This is a genomic window from Pseudomonas sp. TE3786 (genome assembly GCF_054057335.1).
In genome coordinates, this window is sequence record NZ_JBSRZF010000026.1 from 13,568 (window position 1) to 30,723 (window position 17,156).

At 61.7% G+C, this 17,156-nt stretch carries 14 protein-coding genes and 2 pseudogenes; 8 read left to right on the plus strand and 8 right to left on the minus strand.

From position 1 onward, the window contains the following. The first annotated feature begins 97 nt into the window (after positions 1-97). The 4 genes from ACVW0Y_RS21675 to ACVW0Y_RS21690 all read left to right on the plus strand — a co-directional run bounded on the left by ACVW0Y_RS21675 (position 98) and on the right by ACVW0Y_RS21690 (position 3,202). Positions 98-1,327 carry an RNA polymerase sigma factor gene (locus ACVW0Y_RS21675; protein ID WP_457441171.1) on the plus strand — a complete coding sequence of 410 codons (1,230 nt, stop codon included), beginning with the start codon at positions 98-100 and terminating at the stop codon, positions 1,325-1,327. Between the two features lie 103 nt (positions 1,328-1,430). After that, positions 1,431-1,775 (plus strand): YciI family protein, encoded by a 345-nt coding sequence (locus tag ACVW0Y_RS21680; RefSeq protein ID WP_457441172.1) that lies wholly within the window; start codon positions 1,431-1,433, stop codon positions 1,773-1,775. Positions 1,776-1,804: 29 nt separating this feature from the next. Beyond that, positions 1,805-2,578: a DUF899 domain-containing protein gene (locus ACVW0Y_RS21685; protein ID WP_457441173.1), complete on the plus strand. Its 774-nt coding sequence runs from the start codon at positions 1,805-1,807 to the stop codon at positions 2,576-2,578. A 93-nt stretch (positions 2,579-2,671) separates the two neighbouring features. Beyond that, a complete protein-coding gene (locus ACVW0Y_RS21690) occupies positions 2,672-3,202 on the plus strand; it encodes an SRPBCC family protein (protein ID WP_457441174.1) in 531 nt (176 codons plus the stop codon). A gap of 12 nt (positions 3,203-3,214) precedes the next feature. Here the strand turns inward: ACVW0Y_RS21690 and ACVW0Y_RS21695 are convergent, their stop codons facing one another. Together ACVW0Y_RS21695 and ACVW0Y_RS21700 are read right to left on the minus strand one after the other, a co-directional pair. Continuing rightward, positions 3,215-4,570 carry a diguanylate cyclase domain-containing protein gene (locus tag ACVW0Y_RS21695; protein ID WP_457441175.1) on the minus strand — a complete coding sequence of 452 codons (1,356 nt, stop codon included), beginning with the start codon at positions 4,568-4,570 and terminating at the stop codon, positions 3,215-3,217. A 214-nt stretch (positions 4,571-4,784) separates the two neighbouring features. Next, entirely contained in the window at positions 4,785-6,065 is a 1,281-nt protein-coding gene (locus tag ACVW0Y_RS21700) for an OprD family porin (protein ID WP_457441176.1), read from the minus strand. 1,619 nt (positions 6,066-7,684) lie between these two features. Here ACVW0Y_RS21700 and ACVW0Y_RS21705 point away from each other — a divergent pair. Both ACVW0Y_RS21705 and ACVW0Y_RS21710 read left to right on the plus strand, forming a co-directional pair. Then, a pseudogene (locus ACVW0Y_RS21705) lies at positions 7,685-7,909 on the plus strand (HAMP domain-containing protein); the annotation flags it as partial. An 18-nt stretch (positions 7,910-7,927) separates the two neighbouring features. Then, the gene (locus tag ACVW0Y_RS21710; protein ID WP_457441213.1) at positions 7,928-8,773 is read left to right on the plus strand and encodes a methyl-accepting chemotaxis protein; all 846 of its coding nucleotides are present in this window, start codon (positions 7,928-7,930) and stop codon (positions 8,771-8,773) included. 92 nt (positions 8,774-8,865) lie between these two features. Here the strand turns inward: ACVW0Y_RS21710 and ACVW0Y_RS21715 are convergent, their stop codons facing one another. The 3 genes from ACVW0Y_RS21715 to ACVW0Y_RS21725 all read right to left on the minus strand — a co-directional run bounded on the left by ACVW0Y_RS21715 (position 8,866) and on the right by ACVW0Y_RS21725 (position 11,236). Then, the gene (locus ACVW0Y_RS21715; RefSeq protein ID WP_457441177.1) at positions 8,866-10,065 is read right to left on the minus strand and encodes a benzoate/H(+) symporter BenE family transporter; all 1,200 of its coding nucleotides are present in this window, start codon (positions 10,063-10,065) and stop codon (positions 8,866-8,868) included. Continuing rightward, complete coding sequence (locus ACVW0Y_RS21720; RefSeq protein WP_457441178.1) at positions 10,065-10,667, minus strand: LysE family translocator; 603 nt, start codon at positions 10,665-10,667, stop codon at positions 10,065-10,067. Before ACVW0Y_RS21720 ends, ACVW0Y_RS21715 begins: the two co-directional genes overlap by 1 nt. Positions 10,668-10,786: 119 nt before the next feature. Further along, a complete protein-coding gene (locus tag ACVW0Y_RS21725) occupies positions 10,787-11,236 on the minus strand; it encodes a MarR family winged helix-turn-helix transcriptional regulator (RefSeq protein WP_457441179.1) in 450 nt (149 codons plus the stop codon). Between the two features lie 97 nt (positions 11,237-11,333). On the opposite strand from ACVW0Y_RS21725, the gene ACVW0Y_RS21730 reads away from it, so the two are divergent. Together ACVW0Y_RS21730 and ACVW0Y_RS21735 are read left to right on the plus strand one after the other, a co-directional pair. Then, positions 11,334-12,500 carry an aminotransferase-like domain-containing protein gene (locus ACVW0Y_RS21730; protein WP_457441180.1) on the plus strand — a complete coding sequence of 389 codons (1,167 nt, stop codon included), beginning with the start codon at positions 11,334-11,336 and terminating at the stop codon, positions 12,498-12,500. Between the two features lie 33 nt (positions 12,501-12,533). After that, on the plus strand, positions 12,534-13,136 hold the full coding sequence (locus ACVW0Y_RS21735) for a glutathione S-transferase family protein (RefSeq protein ID WP_457441181.1): 603 nt from the start codon (positions 12,534-12,536) through the stop codon (positions 13,134-13,136). Between the two features lie 309 nt (positions 13,137-13,445). Here the strand turns inward: ACVW0Y_RS21735 and ACVW0Y_RS21740 are convergent, their stop codons facing one another. From ACVW0Y_RS21740 to ACVW0Y_RS21750, 3 genes and pseudogenes are all read right to left on the minus strand, one after another. Next, positions 13,446-15,974 (minus strand): penicillin acylase family protein, encoded by a 2,529-nt coding sequence (locus ACVW0Y_RS21740; RefSeq protein ID WP_457441182.1) that lies wholly within the window; start codon positions 15,972-15,974, stop codon positions 13,446-13,448. A 105-nt stretch (positions 15,975-16,079) separates the two neighbouring features. Further along, a pseudogene (locus ACVW0Y_RS21745) lies at positions 16,080-16,727 on the minus strand (glutathione binding-like protein). A 220-nt stretch (positions 16,728-16,947) separates the two neighbouring features. Beyond that, on the minus strand, positions 16,948-17,151 hold the full coding sequence (locus ACVW0Y_RS21750) for an SEC-C metal-binding domain-containing protein (RefSeq protein WP_110614809.1): 204 nt from the start codon (positions 17,149-17,151) through the stop codon (positions 16,948-16,950). Between the last annotated feature and the right edge of the window lie 5 nt (positions 17,152-17,156).

The following is a 17,156-nucleotide window of genomic DNA, read 5'->3' on the forward strand; positions in this document are numbered from 1 at the left end:
GTCGTCCCAGCGCAGGCTGGGGCCCAGAATCTTCCGCTGTACGACAGCCCCCGAATGCAGCCTAGAATCTCCCCAAGCCCAAATCGAGGATGTCCCGGTGCCCACCCTCACCGACACCCTGGCCACCCTCTACCGCGACGAATCGCGCCGCGTGCTGGCCACCCTGATCCGTTTGCTCGGCGATTTCGACCTGGCTGAAGAAGCCCTGCACGAGGCCTTCCGCGTCGCCATGGAGCAATGGCCACGCGACGGTGTGCCGGCTAATCCGCGTGCCTGGCTGGTCTCGGCGGGACGCTTCAAGGCCATCGACAATCTGCGCCGTCAGGCGCGTTTCGACGCCCTCGAGCAGCACGCCGAGCAGCTCGCCGCCCTGAGCACCGATGAGACCGACGTTGACAGCGTTGAAGACGACCGTCTGCGGCTGATCTTCACCTGCTGTCACCCGGCCCTGAGCGCCGACGCCCAGGTCGCCCTGACCCTGCGGGAAATCTGCGACCTGAGCACCGAAGATATCGCCCGCGCCTACCTCAGCAGCCCCAGTACCCTGGCCCAGCGCATCGTGCGGGCGAAGAACAAGATCCGTGACGCCGGTATTCCCTATGAGGTGCCCAGCCGTGCCGAACTGCCGGAGCGCCTGGAGGCGGTGCTGCGGGTGATCTATCTGGTGTTCAACGAAGGCTATTTCGCCAGTTCCGGCGATTCCCTGACCCGCAGCCACCTGTCCAGCGAGGCCATTCGCCTGGGACGTCTGCTCCTGGAATTGCTGCCGGAGGCGGAAGTGATGGGCCTGCTGGCGCTGATGCTGCTCAACGAATCGCGACGCCCGGCACGGCTGTCGGCAGAGGGCGAACCGGTGCGCTTGAGTGAGCAGGACCGCTCGCTGTGGTTGAGCGAGCTGATTGCCGAAGGTGATGCCCTGGTGCTGCAGGCCCTGCGCTCGCGGCAGTTTGGCGTCTATACCTTGCAGGCGGCGATTGCCGCCGTGCATGCCGAGGCGGCGCACGCTGATGCCACCGATTGGGAGCAGATCGTCGGTCTTTACGGTGCCCTGATGCAGGCCGCGCCATCGCCGGTGGTGGCGCTCAATCGGGCGGTGGCGCTGGCCATGGTCGAGGGCCCTGAGGTGGCGCTCGCGCAAGTGCAGGCCCTGGCCGCCGGCGAGCTGGCGGATTACCACCTGGCCCACGCGGCGCAGGCCGATCTGCACCGCCGTCTGGGCCAGAACCGGGCGGCGATAGCGGCCTATCAACGGGCGCTGGCCTTGGCCCAGCAGGGGCCGGATCGGCAGTTTCTCGAAGGCTGCCTGCGGGAACTGAACGAGCAGTAGGCGACCGCCTGTCGCTGCCTGAAATATTTTTTCTACGGCTGTCGATTGGCGCGCAGGCCATTCGACTAATGAGCAAACAGCCCCTTTGTCTGGAGTGCCCGCGATGAAATACCTCTGCCTGGTCTACAGCAACGAACACGAGCTGCACAGCCAGCCCGACAGTCCCAAGGACGAAGAGTGTTTTGCCTACGCGCAGGCCGTGCAGGACAGCGGCCGCATGCTCGCCGCCGAAGCCCTGCACCCGGTGGAAACCGCCACCACGGTGCGGATGCGCGGCGGCAAGCTGTCTATCACCGACGGCCCGTTTGCCGAAACCAAAGAGCAACTGGCCGGCTTCTACCTGATCGAGGCCCGCGACCTCAACGAAGCCATCCAGATTGGCGGCAAGATTCCCGCTGCCCGGGTGGGCTGCGTCGAGGTGCGGCCGGTACGTGAGTTGGACGTTTAAGCGAATCACCTGCAAACGGAGGTAACGCGATGAACAGCAAACCCGAAATCGTCAGCCCGGAGCACTGGCTTGAAGCGCGCAAAGCCTTGCTGGTGCGGGAAAAGGCCTTTACCAAAATGCGCGACCTGCTCAACCAGGAGCGCCGCCGCCTGCCCATGGTGGCGGTGACGGCGGATTACCGTTTCGAGGGCCCGCAGGGCGAGGTCAGCCTGCTGGAGCTATTCGCTGGCCGCAGTCAGTTGCTGGTCTACCACTTTATGTTTCACCGTGACACGGGCGAGGGCTGCCCGGGCTGCTCCTTTGTGGTCGATAACATTGGCCACCAGGCCCATATGCAGGCGCGCGATACCCAACTGGTGCTGGTGTCCCGCGCACCGTTGGCCGAGATCGAGCCGTTCCGGCAGCGCATGGGCTGGAGCTTGCCGTGGTTCTCTTCGTTCAACAGCCGCTTCAATTACGACTTCCACGTCACCCTCGACCCCAGCGTGGCACCGGTGCAGTACAACTACCGCGACCAGGCCGAGCTGCAGCGCCTGGGCCTGGACCACCACCTGAGCGGCGAGCAGCCGGGCGTCAGCGTGTTTCTGCGCGATGGCGAGCAGGTGTTCCATACCTATTCCAGCTATGGCCGCGGCCTGGATCTGCTCGATGGCACCAATAACTGGATGGACCTGACCCCCTACGGTCGCCGCGAAGGCTGGGATGGCATGCCCGACCTCGGCGGTGCAGGCAAATTCTGGTGGAAGCTGCACGACCAATATGAGCAACCCAGCGGTGCCGCCCACAGCTGCTGCAAGCAATGACCACAAGCAGAAGCGCATGCGCGCCATAAATGCCCGGTGCCAGTGCCGGCTTACTTGAACGAGACTGCCTGAACCATGACCCGGAGAGCCTCCATGTTGAGTTCTATCGTGATTGCCGTGCTGCTGGTGCTGGCGGCGTTGCTGCTGGTGGTGTCGCGCCAGCCGGATACCTTCCATGTCCAACGGTCGCGCAGCATTGCTGCGCCGATGGCGACGGTGTTTGCCCAGGTCAACGACTTTCATCTGTGGCAGCAATGGTCGCCCTGGGCCAAGCTCGATCCGCAGATGCAGGTGACCTACAGCGGCCCGAACAGCGGGGTCGGCGCGGTGCAGAGTTGGGTGGGTAACAAGCAGGTGGGGCAGGGCAGTTCGACCATTGTCGAAAGCCGGCCGAATGAGTTGATCCGCATGAAACTGCAGTTTCTCAAACCCTTTGCCGCCAATAACGACGTGGCCTTCACCTTCGTTCCCGAAGGCGACAAGGTGCGCGTCACCTGGGCCATGAGCGGGCCGAAGAACCTGCTGATGAAGGCCCTGCATATGGTCATGGATATGGACAAAATGTGTGGTCAGGCCTTTGAGCAGGGGCTGGCGCAGTTGGAAGCACAGGCGCAGCGCCCCTGAAACCCCCGATGTTTAGCTGTGCGGGTGGAATGCCACGCGGTTACCACCCTGATTCTTGGCGTGATACATCGAGCTGTCCGCCTGCTTGAGCAACTGCATGGGCGCGTCGCCGTGTTCGGGGTAGAAGGCCATGCCGATGCTCGGCAGGATCTGCACCTGCACACCGGCCAAGTCCATGGGCTGGCTCAAGGCGTCGAGAATCTTCTGCGCCACCTTTAGGGCATGGTCGGGCAGTTCGACGTTTTCCAGCAGCAGTACGAATTCATCGCCGCCAAACCGCGCCACGGTGTCCACCTCACGCACGCTGGCCTTCAGCCGCGCCGCCACCGCTTGCAGCAACAGGTCGCCGGTGGCATGGCCATGCTGGTCGTTGACCGCCTTGAATTTATCCAGGTCCAGGTACAGCAGCGCCACTTGCCCATATTCGCGGCGGGCACGGGCCAGGGCTGTGTGCAGACGGTCATGCAGCAGCGCGCGATTGGGCAGGCCGGTGAGTTGATCATGCTGGGCGATATGCAGCAGGGTGGCGGTTAGTTGTTTGCGCTCGATGGCTGCGGCGATCTGGGTGGAGACAAACTGCAGCAGTTCCTGGTGCTTGTCGGTGTACGGGTCGCTGCCGGCATAACGCTTTAACACCAAGGTGCCGATGATGCTTTGGTGCGAATGCAGCGGCACCCCCAGCCAGCACTGTTGGCCATCGCTGCCGAGCAAACGGTGCAGGCGCTTGGGTAGCCAGGGTTGGGTTTGCCGGGTCAGCAACACCGCGTGGCCGCTGCGCAGGATTTCCTGGTTGAACAGGCTGATATCGGTTTTGGTCTGCGCCTGGGGCTGCTCATCGACGTGATAGGCAAACGCCAGCTCGCCGTCTGGTTCGTCGCGCAGGCTGACGGAGAAATTCAGCGCCGGCAGCAGCGCGGCGATGATCTGGTGAATGCGCTCGAACAGGCTTGGCAGGTTTTCCGCAGTGTGCGCAGCTTCGGAAATCGCATAGAGCGCCGCCTGCATCGACTCGGCCTGTTTGCGCGCGCTGATATCCCGCGCCACCGCCACCCGCAACTGATCGGAGGGCGACCAGCGTGCCGACCACATGATATGCACCACCTGGCCATCTTTGCGCAGATAGCGATTCTCGAAATGCAGCTTGGGTTCGCCGGCCATGATTTCGGCGGCGGCCTGGATGGTTCTGTCGCGGTCGTCGGGGTGCACCAGCTCAAGCATCTGCCGGCCAACGATCTCTTCCGGGCTGTAGCCGAAAATCTGTTCGAAGGCGGCGCTGACATAGACGAAGTGACCCGAGCGATCGACAACGCATACGGCGTCGAGCAGCAGGTCGATAAAACTGGGTGAAGGTGCATAGAGGCTAGGCATGGTGCTCAGCATAATGCCTGGATTGGGGGGCTGCCATGTTCGGTGGCGGCTAATGGCTATCAGCTGTTCCTGGCAGCTGTTCCTGGCGTTACTGAAACGCAGTAGAACAGGCATAAAAAAGCCCGTCACAAGGACGGGCGAAACGTGTTTACACACGAGGAGTAGGGCGGGTGGAGCAAGCGATAGTGCCGCTCCACCGTTGACGTCGGTCACATCACAGCAGCGACCAGGGGTAGCTGATAAACAGGCGGTTTTCGTCGAACTCGTTGGTGCTGTAGTCGCGGCGGATGCTCGCGTTGCGCCACTTGAAGTTGAGGTTCTTGAAGGTGCCGCTCTGCACGGTGTAGGCCAGCTCGGACTCGCGGCCCCACTCCTTGCCATCGGTGATCGCGCCGGTGTGCACGTTGTCACCGCTGATATAGCGGTTCATCAGGGTCAGACCCGGCACGCCGACGGCGGTGAAGTTGTAGTCATGACGCAGCTGCCAGGATTTTTCCTTGGCGTTGTCGTAGCTGGAGTTGTAGCTGTCGTTGGCCAGGGTGCCGCCGCTGGTGCCGTTGACGCGCATCCAGGCGTTGTCGCCGCTGACTTTCTGCAGGCCGACATAGAAGGTGCTGCCACCGTATTTGGCCGAGAGCAGGGCGAAGCCGGTTTTGTTGTCCAAGTCGCCGGCCAGTTGGCTGCCATCTTCCTTGCCGATGAAGTAGCCGAGGTTGGCACCCAGGGTTACATCACCCACCGGCTGGCTGTGCAGCACGTTGAAATATTGCTGCTGGTAGATATCTTCCAGCTCGGCATACCAGAGGCCGACGGTGGTGCGTTTTTCGTTGAAGTTGTACTCGCCGCCGCCGAAGTTGAAGCGGTCGGAAAGCACTGCCGCACGGCCGTTCATGGACATGTCTTCCATGCTCGCATCGTTACGCGGGCTGTTCTGCCGGAACTGGCCGCCGTACAGGGTCAGGCCAGTGATTTCCTGGGAAGTCACCTGACCGCCGCGGAAGGTTTGCGGCAGCGAGCGGCCATCGTCGGAGCGCAGAATCGGTAGCACCGGCATCCATTCGCCGATCTTCAATTCGGTATTCGACAGCTTGGCCTTGGCGGCTACGCCCAGGCGGCCGAAGTTGTCGGCTGGGCGGCCGTCGTCATGGATCGGCAGCAGTTGGCTGCCCCCAGTGCCTTTACCGCCATCGAGTTTCTGCGAGTACAGACCCAGCACATCCACACCGAAACCGACCGGGCCCGGGGTATAGCCGGATTTCACATCGAGAATGAAGTTCTGCGTCCATTCCTCGGCCTTGTTCTGCGGGTTGGCCGCACTGGGGTAGGCCGGGTTGGTGAAGTTACGGTTGAAGTAGGCGTTACGCAGGTTAAGCGTGGCCTTGGTGTCGTCAATAAAACCTTCGGCCTGACCAAGCAGTGGCAGAGCCAGCAAGCTGCCGGCACCCAGCAGGGTTAGTGAGCGCGCGGTGCGGGTGGTCGGTTTGCGGGTGGTCATTGTTGTTGTGCTCCCATTTTTTGAAAAAGCCGTTCCACTGCCGGCCAAACCGTGGCCTGCATCATGGGTGGAACCGGTGGTGCCCCGTGCCAGGGCGTTGAACTTGAACCGTAAACACGGCCAAGCCATTGCTGCGGCTTAGCGACTAGCCGTCAGCGAATTCGAGAAGATGGGGTGGCCCGTGGGGGCGAACGAACGACCGGGCCGAGGGGCGGCGCGGCAGGGGATTGGCGATGGTACGAGTCGTCATGGGCGTGGTCCTGCGTTTTTATTGTTATTGTCGTCATATGTTGTCGTACAACTGTGCGGGATTATCGGCAGAGCCATTCGCCTTTGTCAACGCACTGTTAGACCAAAGTGCTAGAGGATAAATTTCGTTAGCTCAGTAACGACGCAGCTTTCAAAGGGAAAAGCCGAGCGCTGGCGTAGGCGCTGGCGACTTGCGTAGCCGTAAAAGTAAATTTTCGTTGTGTGATGTCTGTTGTCAGCAGCCCGTCAGCTGGCTGCCAGCGGTGTGCGCGGCCGCAGGGCAGGGGTGGCGTCGCGCAATGCTGCGCCGCAGGCGTGAATAAATCCTTGGCGTCAGTTTTTTGTTCTGAAAACGACTTCGGCATAGCTATTTGCTATGCCGCTGGCTCAAGCCCCTTGTAGAACCTCCTCTGGCGTCGCAACTTCGCACGAATCTTGAATGACAGATCTGTCGTTGAGCATGTGATCGATAGAGGACTAGCGCGATGATTGCCGCCTTGCAACGCCGTTTTGCCAACCTCGGTATGGCAAAGAAGCTGGGCACTGGATTTAGCCTGGTATTGCTTCTCACCGGCGTGGTCGCCGCCATCGGCCTGACTTCGCTGCAGGCCATCAGCCAGCGCTTCGACGGCCTCAAGCAGATGTCGGCGATCAACAGTGCGGTGTTGCGCGTGCGTCTCGACGAGCAGGCGTTCTCCATCAGCGGCGATGCGAAAGCCGCCGACTCGCTGCGTAAAGGCGTGGAGGGCATTCTCGCCGCCACCGCTGCGTTGAAGCGGCAATCAGCGGCCAGTGCGCCGGCGATGGCGGCGGTGGAACAAGCCCTGAGCAGTTACCGCGCCTCGTTCGATCAGTTTGTCGAGTTGGCCCTGGCCAAGGACCTGGCCCTGGAAATGGCCAGTTGGTCGGTAACCAGCGTGGCCAATAACCTCGATCTGCTGCAGGCCGGGCTGGCCGACGACGGTGCCTATGAACTGAAGGATTCCCAAGGCCAGAACGGTGCCGAATTTATCCAGCAGGCCGGTCAGGTCAGCCAGGTGTCGCGCCTGATGCTGCAAGCCATGAACGAAGCCCACGCGCGTCTGGCACAAAGCCGCAAGGCCGCGGAAGGCGAGGCCCCGCAGGCGAGCAAGATCGCCCAGGCCGACGACGCCTTGCAGCTGGCGGAAACCTTGAAAGGCGCGGTGAAAGACGCCGGCTATGTCAGCGTGCTCAACGACGTCAGCACCAATATCACCACCTTCAGCGGCAAGCTGGCCGAATACACCGACCTGTTGGGCAAGGAGCGTCAGGTGTATACGCAGATGCGTGAGCGCGCCGAACAGGTGATGAGCGAAGTAAATCAGGCCTATGCCGCGCAGGACGCCGCCATGCAGGCCGAGCTGCAAGCCAACTCGGTGCTGATCCTCGGTTCCTCGGCCCTGGCGATTCTGGTGGGGCTGTGTGCATCGCTGCTGATTACCCGGGTGATCGTCAAACCGCTGCAGAGCGTGATCCATGTGGCCACGCGCATTGCCGAGGGCGACCTGAGCACGCAGATCCAGGTGCGCGGCAACGATGAGGTGGGGCAGTTGTTAAGCGCTATGCAGCAGATGTCGATCAGCCTCAGCGGCATGGTTGGCAGCCTGCAGGTCGGCATCAACCAGATCGCCACCTCGGCGCGTTCGCTGTCCGCCGTCACCGAACAGACCAACGCCGAAGCGGCCAGTCAGAAAGAAGAGACCGAACAGGTCGCCACCGCCATGAACCAGATGACTGCCACCGTCCACGAGGTGGCGCGCAATGCCGAGGAAGCGGCCGGTGCCGCGGAAACCGCCGACACCAAGGTCGCCAATGGCCAGAACGTGGTACGCCAGAGCATGGCGCGGATCGAGCAACTGTCGGCTTCGTCGAGCTCCGCCAGCGCCAGCATTCAGAGCCTGAGCAGTGAGATCCACAATATTGTTTCGGTGCTCAGCGTGATCAAGAGCGTGGCCGAGCAGACCAATTTGCTCGCCCTTAACGCGGCCATCGAAGCGGCGCGGGCTGGCGAGCAGGGCAGAGGGTTTGCGGTGGTGGCCGACGAGGTGCGGGCCCTGGCCAAACGCACTCAGCAATCCACCGAAGAGATCGAACGGCTGGTCAGCGCCTTGCAAAAAGGCGCGCAAAGCTCGGTCACACAGATCCAGAGCAGCACCGCCCTGGTGGAGCTCACCGTCAGCGACGCCCTGGAAACCGAAAGCGCCCTGGGCAGCATTGCTGCGGCGGTGTCGGTCATTCACCAGATGAACCAGCAGATTGCCGCGGCGGCTGAGCAACAAAGCTCAGTGGCCGAAGAGATCAACCGCAGCGTGACCAATATCCGCAGCAGCGCCGATCAGTCGTCCATGGCCATGCAAGGGACGGCTGCATCCAGTATCGAGCTGGCCAGCTTGAGTCATGAGTTGCAGGGGATGGTGGAGCATTTCCGCTTGGCGTGAAGGCGGCAAAACGCATAACCCGTAGGAGCGGCTTCAGCCGCGATGCTCTTCAAGGTCAAAAGCATCGCGGCTAAAGCCCCTCCCACAAAAAACTAGGCCTTACGCCAATTGAGGATCAGCAAGGTCAGCACCCCCGCCACAATCCCCCAGAACGCCGAGCCAATCGAAAACAAGCTGAAGCCCGAGGCAGTGACCATAAAGGTGATCAGCGCCGCTTCGCGTTCCTTGGGTTCGGCCATGGCGTTGGTCAGGCCATTGATGATCGAGCCGAACAGCGCCAGGGCGGCAATCGACAGCACCAGCTCCTTGGGCAACGCGGCAAACAGCGCCGCCAGCGTTGCACCGAAAATCCCCGCGAAGCCGTAAAACACCCCGCACCACATGGCGGCGGTATAGCGTTTGCTGTGGTCTTCGTGAGCATGCGGGCCGGTGCAGATGGCGGCGCTGATGGCCGCCAGGTTGATGCCGTGGGAGCCAAACGGCGCCAGCAGCAACGAGGCGATGCCGGTCACGCTGATCAGTGGCGAGGCCGGCACGCTATAGCCGTCGGCCCGCAGCACGGCGATGCCGGGCATGTTCTGCGAGGTCATCGCCACCACAAACAGCGGAATGCCGATGCTGATGGTGGCGGCCAGGGAGAAGCTCGGGGTGGTCCATACCGGCACCGCTACCTGCAGATGAAAACCGCTGAAGTCCAGCAGGCCCATAGCCCCCGCCAGCGCGGTGCCGACCAGCAGCGCGGCCAGTACTGCATAACGTGGCTGCAAGCGTTTTACCAGCAGGTAGGTAAACAGCATGGTCACCACCAGAGCGGTGCGATGCTGGGCGGCGACGAAGATTTCGCTGCCGATCTTGAACAGAATGCCCGCCAGTAACGCCGCCGCCAGCGAGCCGGGCAGGCGTTTGACCAAGCGTTCGAAGCTGCCGGTCAGGCCGCAGATAATCACCAGTACGGCGCAGGTGATATAGGCACCAATCGCCTCGCCATAACTCACATGGCCGAGGCTGGTGATCAGCAGCGCAGCGCCCGGTGTCGACCAGGCCACGGTGATTGGCGTGCGGTAACGCAGCGACAGGCCGATGCTGCAGATCGCCATGCCGATCGACAGCGCCCATATCCATGAAGAGATCTGCGCCGTGCTCAGCCCGGCAGCCTGGCCGGCCTGGAACATCAGCACCAGGGAGCTGGTGTAGCCGGTCATCATGGCGATAAAGCCGGCGACTACCGCCGATGACGAGCTATCGGCCAGCGGCCGTAGCGGTTGCGCAGCAGAGGTTTCTGGAAGGCCCATCACACGTCCTTGAAGATTGGGTAGAGCGAGGCGACCAACAGCAGCGCCATGCTGATATTGAAACAGCGTAGCGCCCGCGGGTTACCCAGCCAGTTGCGCAGCAGGCTGCCGGCGGCGGTCCAGACGCTCATGGTCGGGCAATTGACCAGGGCGAACACCGCGGCAATCAGCAGCACATTGACCACGAAATTTTCCTGCGGGGCAAAGGTGGTAATGGCACCGATGGCCATGATCCAGGCCTTGGGATTGATCCATTGAAAGGCCACTGCCTGGAAAAACCCGAAGGGTTTGCCGCGCTCGGCGCTATTGGCTTCGGGTGGCGCGGAGCGGGCGATTTTCCACGCCAGATAGAGCAGATAGATGGCACCCACATAGCGCAGCAGCACGTACAGCATCGGCACCTGTTTAAACAGTTGGCCCAGGCCCAGACCGACCGCCAGTACCAGCGACATCAACCCGCAGCTGATGCCGAGCATATGCGGCAAGGTGCGGCGAATGCCGAAGTTCACCCCGGACGCGAGCAGCATGGTGTTGTTCGGGCCGGGCGTCACCGAGGTGACGAAGGCGAAGGCGACAAAGGCAAGCAGCAGGTCGAGGCTCATGGTGTTCCACTCCGGATGAGCGCTCAGCCTAAGCGTGGCGAGGGTTGCCGTCCCGATACAGCAATTGGCGCAAACAGCCATACAGTTGTGCTGGATCGGCTGTTTCTCACGGACTGTGCTTACTCGTCGCCGGAAATCGCCTGGCGGGCCAGGGCCTGGTTTACCGCAAACCAGCCATTTACCGCCTGCTCGCCGGTTTCATCGAAGGCGCGGCGCAGCAGCTTCACCTGTTCGCGGCGCAGCGCGCCTTCCAGCTTGCCGCCCTCCGGAGTGAGATAGAGCAGACGTTTGCGTTTGTCGTCGGTGGCGGCATCGCTGTGCACCAGGTCCATTTCCAGCAACTGGCGCAGCGGCATATTCAGCGCCTGCTTGCTGACCCCGAGCACAGCCAGCAGCTCCTTCATATTCATGCCCGGACTTCGGGCAATGAAGAAAAGGATGCGCTGGTGTACGCGACTCAAGCCCCGGCGAGCGAGCATTTCATCGGCTTTGGCGGTGAATGCCTGGTAGCCGAAGAAAAACGCTTCCATGGCATTTTGCTGAGTGGTTGAGTTTTTAAGGTCAAGCATATTGACGTTCTTATCCGTATCGTCGTAGTTTCGGTTCAAGCGATTTCGGTCAACCAGTTTGACTTATTTTTCCCTGCCTTTGCTACCGGTGACTTGTATGGCCTTCTCCGAACGTATCAGCCGTCTTAAAAGCTCTTTGATCCGCGAAATTCTGGCTGCTGCCCAGCGTCCGGAAGTGATGTCGTTTGCCGGTGGCCTGCCGGCCGAACCCATGCTGCCGAAGGTGGAGTGGGCCGAGATGCCGCTGAGCATGGGCCAATACGGCATGAGCGAAGGCGAGCCGGCCCTGCGTGAAGCCATCGCCGCCGACGCCCGCTCCCTGGGCATCGCTTGCGACGCCAGCCAGGTGCTGATCGTCAGCGGTTCGCAGCAGACCCTCGACCTGGCCTCGAAGCTGTTTATTGATCCGGGCACCGAAATCCTTGTGGAAGCGCCGACCTACCTGGCCGCGCTGCAATCCTTCCAGTTGTTCGGTGCCGATTGCCTGAGCGTGCCCCAGGAAGCCGACGGCCCGCAGCTGGATGCGCTGCGCCAGCGCCTGGAGCAGCACAAGCCAGCATTCGCTTACCTGATCCCGACCTTCCAGAACCCCTCAGCGGTGCGTTACAGCGAAGCCAAACGCGATGCCGTGGCCGCCTTGCTCGACGAGTTCGGCGTGACCCTGATCGAAGACGAACCCTACCGCGAGCTGGTGTTCGATGCCGGCAGCGCCACGCCCATCGTCAGCCGCCTGAAAAAGGCCAGCTGGATCTACACCGGCACCGTGTCGAAAACCCTGCTGCCGGGCCTGCGTGTCGGCTTTTTGATCGCCACCCCGGACCTGTTCCCGCACCTGCTGCGCCTGAAGCAATCGGCCGACCTGCACACCAACCGCGTTGGCCAATGGCAGGCGCTGCAATGGCTGGGTACCGAGAAGTACAAATCGCACCTGGCCGAGCTGCGTGACTTCTACCGCGTGCGCCGCGATGCCATGCAGGTCGCGCTGGAAGAACACTTCGCCGACCTGGCCGAGTGGAACATACCGCAGGGCGGCCTATTCTTCTGGCTCACCCTCAAGCAGCCGTTGGACACCCGTACCCTGCTGGATGCAGCGCTGAAAGAGAACGTGGCCTTTATGCCTGGCGAGCCGTTCTTCGCCCAGCCGGAAGAAAACCCCGGTTACCTGCGGTTGAACTTCAGCCATATTTCGCCGGACCGCTTGGGTGAAGGGTTGTCGCGACTGGCCAATGTCATCCGCCAAGCGCAGCTGGATCAGGCCGCATAAGTCATCGAATAACCCGCACCACAGGAGGTTGCTATGTACAAGGTTTACGGCGATTACCTCTCCGGCAACTGCTACAAGGTCAAATTGATGCTGCACCTGCTCGGCAAAGAGTCGAAGTGGGTGCCGGTGGACATTCTCAAGGGCGAAACCCAGACCCCGGACTTTCTCGCCATGAACCCCAACGGCAAGATTCCGGTGCTGCAGTTCGAAGACGGCAGCTGCCTGTGGGAGTCCAATGCGATTCTGAATTTCCTCGCCGATGGCAGCGAGTTCCTGCCCACCGAGCCGCGCCTGCGTACCCAGGTGCTGCAGTGGCAGTTCTTCGAGCAGTACAGCCATGAGCCGTACATTGCCGTGGCGCGCTTTATCAAGCTGTATCAGGGCTTACCGGAAGAGCGCCGGGCTGAGTACGAGGCCACGCGCAAGGGCGGCTACAAGGCACTGAAAGTGATGGAACAGCAGTTGAAGCTGACCCATTACCTGGTGGGCGATCATTACTCCATCGCCGATATCGCCCTGTATGCCTACACCCATGTGGCGCACGAGGGTGGTTTCGATCTCGAACCCTACCCGGCGGTACGCGCCTGGCTGGACCGTGTGGCCAGCCATCCCAAGCATGTGGGGATGCTGGATTGAGCGGTTCGCTCAGCCAATAAAAAACCGGCCTTGTGCCGGTTTTTTATTGGCTGTGGGAAAGCTGCGGGCAAAAAAATAGGCGCCTAGGGGGCGCCCGGAGAATCAAACGATGCATAGGGTCTGAACGGCCCTGCGGAGTTAAGTTCAACCGGATGTTCATCGCTTTGTCATATGGCCCGCGGCATCAACGGAAAACAGCAGGCAAAAGAAAGGGCACCCGAAGGTGCCCTAAAAAGATCTATGGAGTAAGTCCACTGTCTCTGAGTCGCCGCGCCCGGCTTAAGTTCAGCCAGGCTCGACGAACGGTCATCACTTGCCCGGGGTCAGCATCAGCCGTTTGGTGCCGTACACCTTGTCGAGGTTCTGCGACTGGAACGGGAAGGTCATGTACTGGCCCTTCAGCCAGGCGTCGATACCGTCGGCATAGTTCGGGCTGGCCGGGTTGCCGGATTGACCGGTGCTGTTCAGGCCCATCATCGGTTCGGGCTGGCCGAAGTCGACGACGATGCGCATGGCCGGAATCAGCCAGGTATCGAAGCCGTCGCCCCAGTGGAAGGCCGAGACGTTGAGGGTGCTGTGATCGCCGTCGGCGGGGTACGGGCCGCGGTCCAGATAGCCCTTGAGCGCATTGATGCTGGTGGCATCGCCACTGCTCATGTACTTGGCCATCTGCGTGGTGTCGGTGGCGAAGGTGTAGCTGTGCAGCTTGCCCCATTGCCAGGTGGCGCGGTCGGCACCCAGTTTGCTTTCGCAGAAGTTCACCGCGGCCACCAGGCTGCGCGCGAGAATCGCCGGTTTGTCTTCTTTTTGCGGGGTTTTCACGTCATCCCAGAACGGGCTGTCGTCGCGCCCCAGCAGATGGTCGGCAGGTGCCGAGTAGGACAGGTCGGCGCTGTCCACCAGGGCTTTCCAGGCGGCGCTGCTGTCCGGGCCCAGTTCGTCGAGGAAGGTCTGACGCATGCTTTCCTGCAGAAAGGCTTCGTACAGCGCCGCATCGGCCGAGGTGGCGCGCAGGTTGCCGTCGAAGGCCATCAAGCGGCTATAGGCTTCCCGGGCTTTGGCGCGGTCGGCAGCGGGCAGGGCGTCGATGGCTTTTTTCAGCGGCTGGGCCATGCCCGGTGCTTCGAACATACCCTGCAGCTTGGCCACGAAGGGTGAAGTCTGGTCGTACTGCATGGCGATCATGCTTTTCGCATCGTGCTTTCCGGCACCCGCAAGCTGCGCGATGCGCTCGCCGCGTTCCGGGTAGTACCAGGAGTTGGACAGCTGCATGCCATACCCGCGGGGGATGGTGCGCTGGTTGGCGGTGCCCAGCCAGCCTTGCGGCGGGTCCTGGTCATAGGGGTGCAGCATCGGGTCGGCATAACCGTCCCAGTCGTACTGGCCATTCCAGCCGGGGGAGGGCAGCAGGCCCACACCTGCTTTGCGGTTGGGGTAGCGGCCGGTCACTTGCCAGGCAATATGCTCGGCATCGGCGAATACCAGGTTCAGCGGGATGGCGCGGATATCGCGGGCGGCTTCGAAGGCCTGGTCCACCGATTGCGCGCGGGACAGGTTGAAGAAGGCATCCAGGGTCTTGTCGCCATCCAGCGCCGCGCTTTGCAGGGCCAGGCCATAGCCGCTCTGGATCTGCAGCGGCTGCAGCATTTGTTTGCGCTCGCCGAGCACACTGTTTAGCAGCGGGCCGTGGCGGGTCTCGTAAATCGCCTCGCGCACCGGGCGCTGGCCTTTGATAAAGAAAGTTTCCTGACGCACCTTGGCCGCTACCCACTTGCCGTCGGCCTCATACAGCACCTGGCTGCCCTGGCGTTTGATCTTCTCCAGGAACAGGTCCTGGTTGTCGCCCATGACCATGGTCATGCCCCAGGCCAGCTTGCCGTTGAAACCGGCGACCACTGCCGGTACGCCAGCGATGGAAACGCCGGCGGCCTGGAATTTCGGCGAACGGATCTGCACATAGTTCCAGGCCGAGGGCATGGATAGCGGCAGGTGGGTGTCGTTGGCCAGCAGGCTCTTGCCGCTGCGGCTGCGCTGCGGGGCAATGGCCCAGTTGTTGGAGGCGGCGACGCCGAGCATATCGAGGCCGGCGATTTGTTCGGTGACCTTGCCGAGGGCGCTCAGCCCCTGGATCTGCCCGCTCAATACCAGGCCCTTGAGCTTGTCGGCTTCATCGAATGGCAGGGGTTCGTCGGGGTAGGTCGGGGTCAGCCAGGCCAGCTTGTCGCTACCGACTTTCTGTGCGAGCGCCAAGGAAGCGATCTCTTCCTGCAGGTTCACCGACAGGCCAAAGTTCAGCAGGCAGAAGATCAGCACCGAGTCTTCCGGCTTCCAGTAGGCCGGCTTGTAGCCGGATTCGGCCAGGTCCATGGGCAGCCGGTCCTGGTAGCGATACAGGTAGGCGTTGACGCCGCGGGCATAGACTTCGAAGAACTTCTTCATCCGCGGTGAGGAGCTTTTGTACAGCACTTCGGCGCTTTGCTTGAGATTGACCGCGCGCATAAAACGGTCGATCTCCAGGGCCCCGGGGCCGACCATCTCTGACAGACGACCTTCGGCCATCAAGCGCATGCCCACCATCTGGCTGAGGCGATCACCAGCGTGCACATAGCCGAGGGTGAACAGCGCGTCGTGGAAGGTGGTGGTTTCAATCAGTGGCATGCCCAGGGCATTGCGGCGGATCGACACGCTCTGGGCCAGGCCCTTGACCGGCTGGATGCCGGAGGTCGGCGGCAAGCTGTCGGCATAGTGGCTGTTCAGCCAGCTCTGGCAACCGCTGATACTCACAGCGCCGACAATGACAGCGGCACCTGCGAAGCGCGTGAAGAATGGCGACGCCATGGTTTGAAGCTCCTGCTACGTTGCGAAAAACGAATAAAAAACGGCAGGCGCTACGTTAGTGAGGCGTCCGCCGCCGCGCAAGCGAGGACGGGCGTGAAGCGCGGGTTATTTTTTCGCTTGCGGGTTGATGCGCTCGGCCAGGGCATAGGCCCGCTCGGTGGCCGGCCGCGCCTTGATGGCATTGAACCAGCGCTGCAGATCGGGGAAATCGGCCAGGTTCTGCTGTTGGCGCTCGTGGGGCACGATCTAGGGGTAGCTGATCATGTCGGCGATGCTGTAGTCGTCGCCGCAGATAAAGCGGCGGCCTTCCAGTTGCTTGTTCAGTACGCCATACAGCCGCGCGGTTTCATCCACATAACGCTTCATCGCGTAGGGGATTTTCTCCGGGGCGAACAGATTGAAGTGGTGGTTCTGTCCGGCCATCGGTCCCAGTCCGCCCATTTGCCAGAACACCCACTGCAGGCACTCCTGGCGGCCGCGCAGATCGGTGGGGAGAAACCGGCCGGTTTTCTCTGCCAGGTACAACAGAATCGCCCCCGACTCGAAAATCGACAGCGGCTCGCCGCCGTCTGCGGGCTGATGGTCGACGATGGCGGGGATACGGTTATTGGGGGAAATCTTCAGAAAGTCCGCAGCGAACTGCTCGTTCTTGCCAATGTTGATCGGGAAAACCTTGTACGGCAGACCGGCTTCTTCGAGAAACAGCGAAATCTTGTGGCCGTTGGGGGTGGTCCAGTAATACAGATCGATCATCGGGAAGCTCCGTTAAGACAAGTAAGCAACTGACTGACAGGAAGCAGGGATGGTTCAGGCTAGAGCCGTAGGAGCGGCTTAAGCCGCGATTGATGTTTGCAGGGCATCGCGGCTGAAGCCGCTCCTACAGTACGCAGATTGAGCGCAGCGAAGCCCAACAATTGTGAGCAACGTTGGGCTTCGCCTTCGCTCAACCCAACCTGGGTGACGACTTACGTCGTCACGCCGCGTGGCATTTTTTGAATTTCTTGCCGCTCCCGCAAGGGCAGGGATCATTGCGGCCAACGTCTTTCAACGCATTGCGCACAGGCTCTTGATGCCCGTGGTTGCAGTCCGGGCCGTGCACGTGGCCGTGGTCATGGTGGTGATCATGGTCGTGGTCGTGGTTGCAGTCGGGACCGTGGACGTGGGGTTCTTGGCTCATTAGCG

Coding starts and splice junctions, on each gene's coding strand:
- ACVW0Y_RS21680 (WP_457441172.1), top strand. CDS start 1,431: ATGAAATACCTCTGCCTGGTCTACAGCAACGAACACGAGCTGCACAGC.
- ACVW0Y_RS21685 (WP_457441173.1), top strand. CDS start 1,805: ATGAACAGCAAACCCGAAATCGTCAGCCCGGAGCACTGGCTTGAAGCG.
- ACVW0Y_RS21690 (WP_457441174.1), top strand. CDS start 2,672: ATGTTGAGTTCTATCGTGATTGCCGTGCTGCTGGTGCTGGCGGCGTTG.
- ACVW0Y_RS21695 (WP_457441175.1), bottom strand. CDS start 4,570: ATGCCTAGCCTCTATGCACCTTCACCCAGTTTTATCGACCTGCTGCTC.
- ACVW0Y_RS21700 (WP_457441176.1), bottom strand. CDS start 6,065: ATGACCACCCGCAAACCGACCACCCGCACCGCGCGCTCACTAACCCTG.
- ACVW0Y_RS21710 (WP_457441213.1), top strand. CDS start 7,928: ATGGTTGGCAGCCTGCAGGTCGGCATCAACCAGATCGCCACCTCGGCG.
- ACVW0Y_RS21715 (WP_457441177.1), bottom strand. CDS start 10,065: ATGGGCCTTCCAGAAACCTCTGCTGCGCAACCGCTACGGCCGCTGGCC.
- ACVW0Y_RS21720 (WP_457441178.1), bottom strand. CDS start 10,667: ATGAGCCTCGACCTGCTGCTTGCCTTTGTCGCCTTCGCCTTCGTCACC.
- ACVW0Y_RS21725 (WP_457441179.1), bottom strand. CDS start 11,236: ATGCTTGACCTTAAAAACTCAACCACTCAGCAAAATGCCATGGAAGCG.
- ACVW0Y_RS21730 (WP_457441180.1), top strand. CDS start 11,334: ATGGCCTTCTCCGAACGTATCAGCCGTCTTAAAAGCTCTTTGATCCGC.
- ACVW0Y_RS21735 (WP_457441181.1), top strand. CDS start 12,534: ATGTACAAGGTTTACGGCGATTACCTCTCCGGCAACTGCTACAAGGTC.
- ACVW0Y_RS21740 (WP_457441182.1), bottom strand. CDS start 15,974: ATGGCGTCGCCATTCTTCACGCGCTTCGCAGGTGCCGCTGTCATTGTC.
- ACVW0Y_RS21750 (WP_110614809.1), bottom strand. CDS start 17,151: ATGAGCCAAGAACCCCACGTCCACGGTCCCGACTGCAACCACGACCAC.